This is a genomic window from Pedobacter polysacchareus, from assembly GCF_019802255.1.
GTDB lineage: Bacteria > Bacteroidota > Bacteroidia > Sphingobacteriales > Sphingobacteriaceae > Pedobacter > Pedobacter polysacchareus.
On record NZ_JAHYSS010000006.1, the window covers coordinates 254,214 to 267,499 of the forward strand.

The 13,286-nt window shown below is 40.7% G+C and carries 9 protein-coding genes; 3 read left to right on the forward strand and 6 right to left on the reverse strand.

Annotated features, from left to right (window positions below; translation table 11 throughout):
- The first annotated feature begins 23 nt into the window (after positions 1 to 23).
- A complete protein-coding gene (locus K7X70_RS18615; protein ID WP_222538491.1) occupies positions 24 to 3,113 on the forward strand; it encodes an AsmA family protein in 3,090 nt (1,029 codons plus the stop codon).
- 77 nt (positions 3,114 to 3,190) lie between these two features.
- Here K7X70_RS18615 and K7X70_RS18620 read toward each other — a convergent pair whose 3' ends face one another.
- From K7X70_RS18620 to epsC, 4 genes are all read right to left on the reverse strand, one after another.
- Positions 3,191 to 5,413 (reverse strand): GH92 family glycosyl hydrolase, encoded by a 2,223-nt coding sequence (locus K7X70_RS18620; RefSeq protein ID WP_222538492.1) that lies wholly within the window; start codon positions 5,411 to 5,413, stop codon positions 3,191 to 3,193.
- 100 nt (positions 5,414 to 5,513) lie between these two features.
- On the reverse strand, positions 5,514 to 6,368 hold the full coding sequence (locus tag K7X70_RS18625) for an endonuclease/exonuclease/phosphatase family protein (protein WP_222538493.1): 855 nt from the start codon (positions 6,366 to 6,368) through the stop codon (positions 5,514 to 5,516).
- Between the two features lie 51 nt (positions 6,369 to 6,419).
- On the reverse strand, positions 6,420 to 7,292 hold the full coding sequence (cysM, locus tag K7X70_RS18630) for a cysteine synthase CysM (RefSeq protein WP_222538494.1): 873 nt from the start codon (positions 7,290 to 7,292) through the stop codon (positions 6,420 to 6,422).
- A 5-nt stretch (positions 7,293 to 7,297) separates the two neighbouring features.
- Positions 7,298 to 8,110 (reverse strand): serine O-acetyltransferase EpsC, encoded by an 813-nt coding sequence (gene epsC, locus K7X70_RS18635; protein WP_222538495.1) that lies wholly within the window; start codon positions 8,108 to 8,110, stop codon positions 7,298 to 7,300.
- A 173-nt stretch (positions 8,111 to 8,283) separates the two neighbouring features.
- Between epsC and K7X70_RS18640 the strand changes: the two genes are divergently transcribed.
- Positions 8,284 to 8,667, forward strand: a complete 384-nt coding sequence (locus K7X70_RS18640) for a hypothetical protein (protein ID WP_062549599.1) — start codon at positions 8,284 to 8,286, stop codon at positions 8,665 to 8,667.
- 1 nt (position 8,668) lies between these two features.
- Positions 8,669 to 10,270 carry a L,D-transpeptidase family protein gene (locus tag K7X70_RS18645; RefSeq protein WP_222538496.1) on the forward strand — a complete coding sequence of 534 codons (1,602 nt, stop codon included), beginning with the start codon at positions 8,669 to 8,671 and terminating at the stop codon, positions 10,268 to 10,270.
- Between the two features lie 101 nt (positions 10,271 to 10,371).
- Here the strand turns inward: K7X70_RS18645 and K7X70_RS18650 are convergent, their stop codons facing one another.
- Both K7X70_RS18650 and K7X70_RS18655 read right to left on the reverse strand, forming a co-directional pair.
- Positions 10,372 to 10,563 carry a cold-shock protein gene (locus K7X70_RS18650; protein ID WP_062549601.1) on the reverse strand — a complete coding sequence of 64 codons (192 nt, stop codon included), beginning with the start codon at positions 10,561 to 10,563 and terminating at the stop codon, positions 10,372 to 10,374.
- A gap of 79 nt (positions 10,564 to 10,642) precedes the next feature.
- Positions 10,643 to 13,174 (reverse strand): BamA/TamA family outer membrane protein, encoded by a 2,532-nt coding sequence (locus K7X70_RS18655; RefSeq protein WP_222538497.1) that lies wholly within the window; start codon positions 13,172 to 13,174, stop codon positions 10,643 to 10,645.
- Positions 13,175 to 13,286: the final 112 nt, after the last annotated feature.

A 13,286-nucleotide genomic window follows, 5' to 3' on the forward strand; every position in this document is an offset into this window, starting at 1 on the left:
AATACCTTAATATACACACAAGTTTGAAAAAAGTTCTTAAAATTACGGGGATCACACTCTCCGCTATCGTATTGTTCTTATTTATTGTCCCCTATCTGATGCCCAAAACCATTTCCAAAACCGTGGAAAAATGGGTGAACGGGAATATCAAAGGAGAAGTCCATTTTGAAGACAGCAGTTTATCCTTCTTCAGGCACTTCCCTTCCTTAACTTTAAGTCTGCAGAATTTCAGCTTAAAAGGCTCAGCACCATTTCAGCAGGATACGTTATTGCATACGAAAGAACTTGCTTTCAGAGTGGATTTGAGTACGATCTTTTCAGATCAGATCAAAATTGATCAGGTTTTTATCAATGAAGCCGATATCTCTGTGAAAGTAGATGAAAAAGGAAATGCCAATTACAATGTGTATGAAAGCAAGCCGGATAGCACACAAAAAGCACCGGAAAATAGCAGTACTGCCATTAAAATCGAAGGGATCTTTATCAAAAAAAGTAACCTGACCTATAATGATCAATCGGTCCCCATGCTGATCAGCGCCAGAGGTTTAAACTATTCCGGACAAGGCGATTTTAGCAAGGCGATCTTTGACCTGAAAAGTCAGGCCAACATAGACAGTCTGGATGTGGTGTATGCAGGATCTCCTTATTTATTGGGCAAAAAGATCAATGCCAAATTGCTGACTAAGATCAATACCAATTCCCTGGATCTGATGTTTGATGAAAATGATCTTCAGATCAACTCTTTACCTATTCATTTTGTTGGCCGTTTCTCCTTTATTAAAGATGGATACGACATCAATTTCAAAACGAAAGCAAAAGAAACGGATCTTCACAATATCTTTTCGGCTTTGCCTCCAGAGGTAGCCAACCGCGTAGAAAAAACAAATATCAAAGGTTATGCAGAAATTGAAGCTTCTTTAATCGGTAAGTACCTGGCTAAAAGCAACACGATGCCTACGGCAACTTTCAATATGAAAATCCGAGACGGTGAAATTTCTAACCCTAAAGCTCCGGAATCCATCAGTAAATTATACCTGAATCTGCAGACGAAGTTACCCAGTTTAAACATGGACAGCCTCAGCATCAATATGGACAGCCTATATTTTAATATGGGTAAAGACCATTTGAGCTCTGTGGTCAAGTTAAACGGCCTGGTAAGCCCTGAAATCTATATTAAAACCCGCGCATCAATTGATCTGGAAAAATGGGGCAAAATTTTCAGTGTAGATCTGATCAGAGGTCATTATGATATCGATTTACATGCGGATGGAAAATACAGCAAGAAAGTAGTAAGAAGTGGTATTAGAAAAGTAGATACTGTAATTGCCAGCATCCCTAAATTCCGCCTGGTTTCTAAAGTGACCAATGGCTATTTTAAATTCGCTTCCTTACCGGCAGCAATCGATAAGATTAATTTCAGTATCAATGGTCAGAATCCTGACGGAAACTACAAAAACACGAAGCTGGAAATTAGTAATATTGACGTTCAGGCTTTGAGCAGCTATATCCGTGGATCGGCAAAACTGCAAACCGCAGAAAACATGCCGGTTGATGTGCAACTGCAATCTATGGTCAATTTTGCAGAAATCAAGAATTTCTACCCTTTAAAAGACTTAGAATTGAACGGAGAACTCCATGTAGATCTGCAAAGTAAGGGAGGCTATAATCAGCTTAAAAAACTATTCCCGGTCACTACCGCTTCGATTCAACTGGCCAACGGAAGGATTAAAACTGCGCATTTCGATCAGCCTTTAGAGAAAATCGTAATCGATGCGGCATTGGTCAATAAGGATGGTAAACTAAAAGGCACTCAATTAAATATCAAACCGATTTCATTTCAAATGGCTGGACAGCCCTTCATGTTGAAAGCGGATGTGAAGAATTTTGAGAATGTGGCTTACAATATCAGTTCAAAAGGAACCATTGACATCGGAAAAATGTACCAGTTATTTGCTGTAAAAGGATACCAGGTAAAAGGCTCTATTTTCAGCAATGTTTCTTTTAAAGGATTACAAAGTGATGCCATGAACGGACGTTACCACAAATTGAATAACCATGGGCTTGTGGTGATCAAATCATTAAACCTGGAATCGGATCTGTTTCCAAAAACATTCCTGATCAGGAATGGTGTCTTCTCTTTTGCGCAGGATAAGATGAAGTTTGAAAACTTCCAGGCCAGTTATGGCCAATCCAACATCAGCATGAAAGGCCATCTGGGCAATATCATCAATTACGTATTGTCTGATAAAGCAAAACTAACCGGAAACTTTGACCTGGATACTAAGGCTTTATATGCCGACGAGTTTATGGCCTATAATGGCGTTCCGGTGGAGGCCTCAGGCAAAGCCATGCCGAGTAATGGCGTGATCATCATTCCTGACAATCTGGATGTCGAGCTCCATGCCAATGCAGGTACAGTTTATTACAATGACCTTAAGATTAAAGATGCAAAAGGCACATTGGCGCTGAATCGCGGTGTGATGTCATTAAAGCAGACGAGTTTCAACCTGATTGATGCACCAGTGGTGATGGATGCGACTTATAAAAGCTTAAGTCCAAAATCGGCAACATTCGATTATCACCTGACCGCCAAAGAATTCGATATTGCGAAAGCTTATAAAGAGATCAAATTATTCCGTGAAATGGCTACTTCTGCGGGGAAAATGAAAGGAGTGATTGGCCTGGATTACCAGCTTTCCGGTAAACTGAATCAGGATATGTTCCCTGTCTTTCCTTCTTTAAAAGGCGCTGGTGTCCTTTCGGTAAAAAAAATCAGTATGAGTGGATTTAAACTGATGAATGCGATAGGAAAAGCAACAAAAAGGGATAGTTTGAGCAATCCTGATCTTTCTGAGATCAATATCAAAAGCACCATTAACAACAACATCATTACCATTGAAAGGTTTAAGATGCGTGTTGCGGGCTTCAGACCACGTTTTGAAGGTCAGGTGAGCTTTGATGGCCGCCTAAATTTAAGCGGTAGATTAGGGCTTCCTCCTTTCGGATTGATCGGCATTCCATTGAGCATTACCGGAACTCAGGATAAACCTAAAGTTGCACTCAAAAGAAATAAAGACGCAAAGCTCGAAGAAACAGAAGAGGAAGGAGCATAAAAAAAGGAGCATAAAAAATGCCCTGCTAGTTTTAAAATTAGCAGGGCATTTTGCTTTAAGAGCAGTTCAGCTTTCCTTTATTTCAAAGTCACAGATTTTGGACGGTATGCCGGATTTACACCCCAGGTAGAAGAAGGCTTACTGCCCATATACAAGGTGAGCGTAGCGCCTGCAACCAGATCCTTATGCAGCAGGTAAGATTTCTTATACGGCTTACCATTCAGCATCGCGCTCTGGATGTACTTATTCGTTTTACTGTTGTTGATCACTTTCAATTGAAACTTTTTATTTCCTGGCAAGTCAATCACCGCATCATTTACCAATGGAGAACCAAATACATAAACACCATTGGCTGGATTCACCGGATAGAAGCCCATTGCAGAAAACACATACCAGGCAGACATCTGACCTAAATCTTCATTACCACATAGACCATCAGGCTTATTGGTATACAAAGAATCAGTGATCTGACGAACACGGTCGGCAGTTTTCCATGGCTGACCAACAAAAGCATATAAATAAGGAATATGGTGATTCGGCTCGTTTCCTTGTGCATACTGGCCAATTAATCCAGTAATGTCAGGTGAACTTCCCTCTCCCATTTCTGAGCTCATGCTAAATAATGTGTCCAGTTTCTTAGAGAAAGGTTTGTCGCCACCAAATAAGGCAATGAGTCCTTCAGGATCCTGAGGAACCAACCAGGTATATTGCCAGGCATTTCCTTCCGTATAATCATCTTCACGGTGTTTCGAAGAAACCGGATTAAATGGAGTACGCCATGCTCCGCTTTCCAGTTTACCACGCATAAAATTAGTCTTAGTATCAAAATACTTGCGGTACAACTTCGCACGTTCAGAGAAGTACTTATAATCTCCATCTTTCCCCATTGCTTTGGCCATTTGCGCAATGCACCAATCGTCGATCGCATATTCCAATCCTTTAGCAACGGATTCAATCACACGGTCTGAAGGAATATATTCCAATTTTGCAGCGTAATCAATCCCCTCTACTTTTTGCATGGCTGAATGTTTCATCGCTTCATAAGCAAGGTTCACATCAAATCCTCTAAAACCTTTCAGATAGGCATCCACAATGATTGGAACCGCATGATAACCGATCATCGTATTGGTTTCATTTCCCATCAAATGCCATACAGGTAATTTACCCTGCTGCTGGTAAATTGCCAGAAATGAGTTCACAATATCTGATACTTTATCCTGGTGTAAAATCGTGAATAATGGATGATAAGCACGGTAAGTATCCCATAAAGAAAAGGTAGTATAATTTGTAAAACCAGGTTTATGGTACACCTTTTTATCAGTTCCTCTATAATCACCATTCACATCATCAAAGATAGATGGTGCAATCATAGTATGATACAAAGCCGTGTAAAAGGTCTTTTTAGTTTCTTCATCGGCGGTAATCTTCAATTTAGAAAGCTCCTTTTCCCATTTTTGATTGGCTTGCTGATGTACCTTTTCAAAATCCCATCCTGGAATTTCAGCGGTGATATTTGCCAAAGCATTTTCATAACTTACTGGGGAAAGTCCCACTTTAAGCTTTAAGACATTTTGAGTGATTGCATCGAAATGCAATACTGCCTTTACTCCTTTACCTTTCAATTCATGCTCATTTTTAAGCATGCTGCTGCTGTCCGACAAAGCTAAGCGACCGATTGGCTGAGAAATTTTTACTGCAAAATATAAACGCTGATCATTTGCCCATCCTTTAGAGAAACGGTATCCAACCAGTGTAGTCGCATCGATTTGCTTCACATAAGTTTCTACCGGGCTGTCCCATCCCAGACCTGCTTTAAGGTCTATCATGAGGTGTGGCTGATGCTGGGCAGCATCAAATGTATATTTGTGGAAACCTACCCTTTCAGAACTCGTTAATTCTGCTTTAATCTTGTATTTATCCAGCATGACGCTGTAATATCCTGCTTTCGATACCTCACGATCGTGAGCGAAAGTAGATACATAGTTTTGTTGGGAAGGACCCGTTGCCGGCATCACAAGGATATCATTCAGATCGCCAATTCCTGTTCCACTCAAATGGGTATGTGAAAATCCGATAATGGTATTGCTGGCATAATTGTAACCGCTGCACCAATCCCAGCCTCCAAAAACATTGGTTGGACCAAGCTGAACGGCTCCGAAAGGCACGTTTGCGCCAACAAAAACATGACCATGCGCCGCAGATCCAATATGTGGATCTACATATTTTGTGAGTCCATTTTGAGCAAGAACCTGCCCCACTGAAAGCAAGATGCCCAGAAACAAAAGGTATTTACGCTTCATTATTTCTTAGTATATAGTTAGTATTTCTGCCGAAGTTATGAAAAAAAACCACCTAAACTATAAAGCTATATCTATTTAGCTTCCTCATTGCCACGCTTCACTAAGCTGGGGGCATGAGGAGGATCTCTAAAGGATAATGGTCAGAAAGCTGGTCAGTAATCCCATCTTTAACAATGATGGGTTTAGTTGCATTTTTCTGCAGATCCGGAGAGACAAAAATGTAGTCGATTCTTTCTTTCGAGGAATCTGGAACCTCGCCAAAAACCAAGGTAGGATAACTGAAATTAAAACCTTTAACTTTCATAGTCCAGGTATCTAAAAAGCCCTTCTGAGCCAGGTAAGCTGGGATTCCATAATCAAGCAGTCCATTATTTGCATTGCTGATCTTACTGCTGCTATCACTGCGCAGCATTGGTGTTAAACGGTCATTTCTATGATAAGCCATACTATCTGTTGCAGAAAGGCTATTCAGATCGCCTAGGATCAGGATTCTTTTAGAGATAGACCAGCGTTGTAAACTATCCGTAATTATGGCTACCTCTTCCCTCCTTTTCTCATGGCTGAAAGGTGATAAATGAACCACTACAAAATTAAGGTCCTTAATTTTCACCGCCATAAAACCGTGATGCATGCCTTCAATCACTCGTTTAACATCGGTAATTGGATATTTTGAAGAGATGCCTACGGCATATCCTTTTTCTTTGGCCAATGCGGTATAAGGATGGTCAATTGATTTTCCCAGTGCCTTTAATTCTTCTCCGCTGATATTGACCAATTCCTGATAGGCAATCACATCTGCCTGCTGCGTTTTCGCCCAATCTACAAAACGTGCTTTACGGGCTGCCTCAGTTTCAAAATAATTGTAGACGTTATAAGAAATGATTTTTAGTGCAGTTTGAGCTTGCAGGAATTGTGTAGCCAGCATAAAAAAAAGGAAAAGGGTGATTCGCTTCATATCGCCTAAATTAGGAGAATATATAGAGAATCACCCTTTTCCATTAAAATTTTACCCAAACAGGTCGCTGCTTAAGTAACGGTCACCTCTATCGCAGGCAATAAAAACGATCAATCCTGAGCTCAGCTCTTCTGCTAACCTTAGCGAACAGGCCAAAGCACCGCCGCTGCTCATTCCAGCAAATATCCCCTCTACTTTCGCCATTTTCCTGGTCATTTCTGTGGCTTCTGCCTGAGAAACATCCATGACACGGTCTACTCGGGAAGCATCAAATATAGCTGGTAAATAAGCTGCAGGCCATCTGCGGATTCCAGGAATAGAAGATTCTTCTGTTGGCTGACAACCCACAATTTGTATCTCCGGGTTTTGCTCTTTTAAGAACATTGAATTTCCCATAATACTGCCTGTAGTTCCCATTGAACTTACAAAATGAGTGATCTGCTGGTTGGTATCCCTCCAGATTTCAGGACCTGTAGTTTTATAATGCGCCAGATAATTGTCTGGATTAGCAAACTGGTTCAACAAATAATACCCTTCTTGTGCACCCTTTTCTTCCGCATAATCCCTGCAAACCTCTATAGATTCTAATAAAGTCACTTTTGCGCCATAGGCTTCCATAGTGAGCGTACGTTCCCTGGTAGAGTTTGATGGCATCACCAATTCAATTTCTACCTCAAAAATACTGGCAATCATCGCCAATGCGATTCCGGTATTGCCACTGGTGGCTTCAATCAGTTTAGTTCCTTTTTTGATATCTCCACGTTCCATTGCAGAACGGATCATGTTCAAAGCGGCTCTGTCTTTTACGCTTCCTCCTGGATTATTTCCTTCTAATTTGGCAAAAATCTTCACATTCGGATTGGAATGCAGTTTCTGAACCTCTACTAGTGGGGTATTTCCTACAAATTCTATAATGTTTCCCATAATGTTTAGTCTTTTTGTCTAGTCTCAATTACTTTGATGGAGGATTGGTGGTAAACTGTGGAGTGCGAAGGCACGCTTTTAGTTAACCATACATTTCCACCGATGATGGAATGATCGCCGATAATCGTTTCCCCGCCTAAAATTGTGGCCCCCGAATAAATGATCACATGATCTTCAATAGTAGGGTGGCGTTTGGTATTCGCCATATATTTTTCAACGCTCAATGCCCCTAAAGTGACTCCCTGATATAACTTTACGTGGTTGCCAATCACGGTGGTTTCTCCGATTACAATCCCAGTTCCGTGGTCAATATATAGGTATTCACCAATTTTAGCCCCAGGATGAATGTCAATTCCAGTTTGAGAATGCGCATATTCGGTCAGTATCCTTGGAATTAAAGGCACATCCGACACCTGTAAGGCATGTGCAATGCGGTACATGGAAATCGCCAGAAAGCCAGGATAGCTTCGAATGATCTCAAACTCACTTTTTGCCGCAGGATCCCCGCTTAAAATGGCCGAAATATCGGTATTCATTTTTCTGTATAATTCTGGGAGTTCCTTAAAAAAGCTTTCAGAAATCAGTTCATTATTGCAGTCTTTACACGCTTTGGTGGAGTTTAATAGTGCGGTCAACTCTAACTCTAAAGCAGCAAATTGATGCTGAATCTCTTTCAGCGTATATTTTGGCGCAGTAGAACGCTCCGGATACACCATATTCATCAGATTGGTAGCCCATGCGGCAATGACTTCATTCGAAGGCACCACTTCTACGCGATTTTGTTTATTAAAAATATGAAGATAAAATTCTTCGCTCATCTTAGATTTTATTACTGTTTTGTTTGAAATTGTAAAGGAATGAAAATTATTACAAATAAAAAGAGGAGATAACTGATTTTAAGACAGAACCTGTCCTTATGACTTTAGGGTTAACAATATTTAAAGCTATATTCGCGTAGAATCTATTTACATTAAAGCTATTTCCCTGAAATATGTCCGAAGCATTTGAAATACTATATTTCTTCAATACCCCTTTCAATTCCTTAGTCGAGATTAAACGACGCAATTTTGATTCAGAAAGTGATCCTTCCAAGGTGTTTTTCTGGATTCTTTATGAAAAAAAGACCCACAGAATCTATCCTTTACAATTTATTTCCATGAAGGATGAACATTTAGCCCAGGAACGCGTTTTTAAACAAGGAACTTTTTCTTTCAATGAGGAGGAAGGTACTTTATTAAACAGCAGTGATAAAGCAAAAATGATCCTGAAGAGGATGCCAAACGCGACAATGACCCGGTTATTGAAAATCCGGATTGAAGAGTTTTTGCTGACACTGGATAAACAAACAGAAAAACAATTAGAAAAACTACTGTAGTATGAGAAAATGGCTCTTGATATTATTCCTTCTTCCTGTTGTATTTATAGCTTGCAACAGAAAAAAAATAGTTAAAATAGAAAGAGACATTAGCATTACCCCTACGAACTCCGTGACCAGACTGGCAGTAGACAGTCTGCAGATGGAGCATTATATTACCGAGCAAAAGCTTACCGATAGCGCGGCACAGTATCTGAGAAACTTTTACAACAGCAGGAACTTTCAGTTTGCCTGGCTGGGTGAAAAAGGATTGACGGAACAGGCCCGTGTATTTTATCAATTGAATAAAGATTATGTAGATAATTTCCGCGACAGTTCCCTGCTGGATGTGAATCTGGACAAGAAAATGGAACTGTTGATGAAGGAAGATACGACCTTCAAAAAGGCCGATAGCAGCCTGGCCCATCTGGACTTACAGCTGACCAGCCATTTCTTCAATTACGTGGCCACAGCTTATGAGGGAAAAGTTAACCCAGAGGTGATACAATGGCATATTCCGAGGAAAAAACTGAGCACTGTGGCTTTGCTGGATTCCTTAATGAGCAATAAAAATCTTAAAACGGATGATTGGGAACCCGTAAATCAGCAATATAAAGCATTAAAAAAAGAACTTCAACGGTATTACGGCCTTCAAAAAGAAGGGAATTGGCAAACAATTCCAATAGGCAGCAGAAAAAAATACCTGCTGGGTGATACCGGTCTGACGATAAGCTTAGTGAAACAACGTTTGATTGCAATGGGTGATACGCTGACGAAAGACAGCTTACCTGTATTTGACCAGGCGTTAAAAACAGCGGTTAAAAAACTACAGCCATTATATGGACTTCGAAGCACAGGAACCATTGATCCGGCTTTATTAAAAGAATTGAATGTTCCCTTTGAAAAACGCATTGAACAAATACTGATTAATCTGGAACGCATGCGCTGGATGCCGGTTATGCCATCTGGAAAAATGATTCTGGTTAACATTCCTGAATACCAGCTCCATGTTTTTGAAGACCATAAACAAGTCTTGAACATGGGGATTGTGGTTGGTAAAGCAGCTAATAAAACGGTGATCTTCAGCAATAAACTGAGAAACATTGTGTTCAGCCCATATTGGAATATTCCTGCAAGCATTGTTCGCGCAGAGATTCTTCCGGCAATGAAACGCAACCGCAATTATCTGGCGAGCAAAAATATGGAACAAACAGGAACCAGCAATGGCCTGCCTACAGTTCGTCAAAAGCCTGGTGATAACAATTCACTGGGACGCGTAAAATTCCTTTTCCCTAACAGTTACGACATTTATTTCCATGATACTCCGGCAAAATCACTATTTGCGGAAGAAAAAAGAGCCTTTAGTCATGGCTGCATCCGACTGGCACAACCGGTGAAGCTTGCAGACTATCTATTGGCTGATCAGCCGAATTGGACGCCGGAAAGGATAGCGAAAGCGATGAAAAGTACAAAAGAGATCTGGGTAACCTTAAAGAAACCAGTCCCTGTCTTTATCACCTATTTCACTTCCTGGGTAGATCAGGACGGCCGATTGAATTTCAGAGATGACATTTATGGTCATGATCAAAAGATGGCAGAGCAGCTATTCTTTGCTGCTAAATAACCTATTTAATCCTGCCCTTTTTATTTAGCCCTGTAAAAAAAACAGGGCCAAAAAAAAAACTGCCCTTGAGGGGCAGTTTTCACAATTTATATTGAGGAAATTTAAATCACCTTAACATTTACTGCATTAAGACCTTTACGACCTTCTTCAACATCATAAGAAACTTTATCGTTCTCACGGATGTCGGCTAATAAGCCAGTTGAATGAACAAAGATTTCACTTTCGCCCGAGTTTGGAACGATGAATCCGAAACCTTTAGTTTCATTAAAAAATTTTACTACTCCTTCTTGCATTGTATTTTTTATTATAATTAATAGGACAAATGTAAGTATAAATAATTGCAATACAGTTATTTCATCAAATATAATTTTACTAATACCTGAATCTCATGGTAATATAAGGGTAATATCCCTCTTTAGAATGGGCTAACTGTGCCTGTACGACGGTTAAAATGGCAGGTGCATAATACAAGCCGCCGCCATAGCTATAATGCCATACATCGGAGTCATCTTGCTTCGCCCACACCCTCCCAGTATCAAAGAAGGCTGTTATTCCAAATTGTCCGGGTAAAATATATCCCCCAACGTTGGCGAGTTTCGTCCGTAATTCCAGGTTATTATATAAGCTATGCTGCCCGCCGAAACGGAAGGAACGGAAACCTAATAAATTTCCTTGTCCGCCGATATAATTCGACTGATAAAACGCCTGATTGCCAAAAGTCAGCCCTCCTCCGGTTCGATTTGCCAATACAAAACGCTTAGAATTTCCGATTTTCTGGTAAAATGTATAGCTGGCCAGCAATTGTACAGAAGAGGTTGCCGCTGCATTTAAGCCAGTATAAAACCGCAGCTTTGCATCGATCAGGTTGCCCGAAGAAGGCAATACTTCATTATTCCTGGTGTTGCGGATAAAGCCAACCTTCAAACCCGTATACCATTTATCCTGGCTAATCGTAGCGCTATCTGGCGAATGCAGCTGATCGGAATTACCGATAAAGCGATCATTGTTGTCCTCCCTGTTGAAGCGATAGTACTGAAAGGTAGGCCCTGCAGTCCAGGTATTTTTGCGGTCATGCCACCTTAAAGCAGGATCAAAATCATACAAACTAAACCTCGCCCTATAATACACGACATAGTCTCCAGTTTTAGAATAAGTCGTTTCATTGCCCAGACCGAAGAAATTCTGAGAATTTTCAGGCGCAAAAGCACTCGCTTGCAGCACAATATCAGCTTTTCCAAGGGCATGAAACCATTCACTGGAATAGTTAAAACTGAAAGCTTTGGTTTTAAAAGAGTGTAAAAAAGAAAAGGAATGTATATTTCCGAAGGGAAGTTTCCGGAAACCAGGACTCATTATTTTATAAGATAAGCCCATAGAAAGGCCGTCATCCGCATTAAAACCGGCATTGAGCAAGGTAATATTCCTCGAATACAGATCTGTAGGCACATAGTGCGTATTATTGGTGTCATTAGCCAGGTGTTTAATTAACCTGGAGGAGGCGCCTGAATAAGTAATCCCCTCTTCCATTCCATAAAAAGGCACTTTGCGCCTCGCTTCCACAATATCATAATGCTTTTTACCTTCCCCATTGACCATTCGAATCCGGATATTGGAGTTTTTATTGCGGAGCAGGACACTATCCTTTCCATCCCTCACATATAAGCGGATTTCTTTAGTCACCGAAGGATCGTAATTCCTGTTAAACAAGGTTTCCCCGGCATTACCATTCTTGTCAAGTTTTTTTAAATTCACCGTTAAGCCTGCGGCACCATGATCGCTGATCTGAACCAGTTCATTCTTATTACTGCCCTGAATGTCAACAATGCGATTCATAAAATGATAATAGGTCTTCATCGTTTCCGCTAAGCTTTTTCTTCTCTCTTTTAGCTGAGCCAATAATTGATCGTGACGAAGGGAATAACTGGGTTCCGGCAATTTCCTCAGTGCATGTTCGAATAATTCATCCGTCATTGCTGCGGCAAACTCCTCGATGATCCGATTCCATTCTTCTTCTCCTATCGTTCCCAGAATACGTCCATACATACTCCTGCCTTCCCAAAAAAACCAATTGATATTTTGAACATTTCGTTCATACCCCTGAATCATAGGAAGCAGCCAGGAAACCTGTGCGAATCTTGGAATCAGGCCTTGTGAAAGGTAATACACCATATCGCGATCCCGTGGAACCACTACATAACGTATACCTTCAGCAGTTTTCTCTGGAACCCAGCGCCATTGATCCTCATGCCTGTCCCAATCTCCCAATAAATAATCCAGCGCTTTTGCTTTCAGCATTAATGTCACATCTACTGAGTTGTTATGGTTGTCGTTTAATTTTCTCAGCATTTTGTCGGTATTATCCGTATCCCCTTCAGGTTCTCTTTCTTCCAGCAAACAAAGACTATTTTCGAAAACCGGGGCAAACTCTCCAAGTACGGTATCAGGAACTACCCAGCCGATCATAGGATTGCTATGTGGAATCCCTATTGCATCCGCAAAAACAGGGACTACCAAGGCAGAAAAAGGATGCTGTGCAGACATATTGTCTTTCACAATATCTTTCGCAAAAGTGGCTTGTAATTCTAAGGGGAGTAATACTTCAGGATATTTCTCTACAGATCGCAATACCCATTCCTTCCCTTGTTTATCTTCCATTCTTAAGGAATGTGTTTGGTTCCCTCCCCCTCTTTTAATGGGTGTTAATCCTCCTTTGATCTGCGACAAGCGAATCACAGGCACCTTAGTGCTGTCGGCATATTCCTTCCGATAGTTCTCTCCAAAAAGAACGCGGTGAAACTTTCCTACCCGATCGTATTTTGGATAGATGCTGACCTTTAAAGAATCCTGTGCATGGGCGGAAACACCCACAAATATCAACGTAGAAAAAAGTAACTGTTTTACCATATTTGCCGCTTTATAGCTATAGCTCATTCAAAACTACATCTTTTTGAAATGCCTTGAAATCCAAATCGCAATCATCCATCTCATCATTTTTTCCTCCTTTTATATGCTTTAT

Coding starts and splice junctions, on each gene's coding strand:
- cysM (WP_222538494.1), bottom strand. CDS start 7,292: ATGGGAAACATTATAGAATTTGTAGGAAATACCCCACTAGTAGAGGTT.
- K7X70_RS18655 (WP_222538497.1), bottom strand. CDS start 13,174: ATGGTAAAACAGTTACTTTTTTCTACGTTGATATTTGTGGGTGTTTCC.
- K7X70_RS18650 (WP_062549601.1), bottom strand. CDS start 10,563: ATGCAAGAAGGAGTAGTAAAATTTTTTAATGAAACTAAAGGTTTCGGA.
- K7X70_RS18645 (WP_222538496.1), top strand. CDS start 8,669: ATGAGAAAATGGCTCTTGATATTATTCCTTCTTCCTGTTGTATTTATA.
- K7X70_RS18620 (WP_222538492.1), bottom strand. CDS start 5,413: ATGAAGCGTAAATACCTTTTGTTTCTGGGCATCTTGCTTTCAGTGGGG.
- K7X70_RS18640 (WP_062549599.1), top strand. CDS start 8,284: ATGTCCGAAGCATTTGAAATACTATATTTCTTCAATACCCCTTTCAAT.
- K7X70_RS18625 (WP_222538493.1), bottom strand. CDS start 6,368: ATGAAGCGAATCACCCTTTTCCTTTTTTTTATGCTGGCTACACAATTC.
- epsC (WP_222538495.1), bottom strand. CDS start 8,110: ATGAGCGAAGAATTTTATCTTCATATTTTTAATAAACAAAATCGCGTA.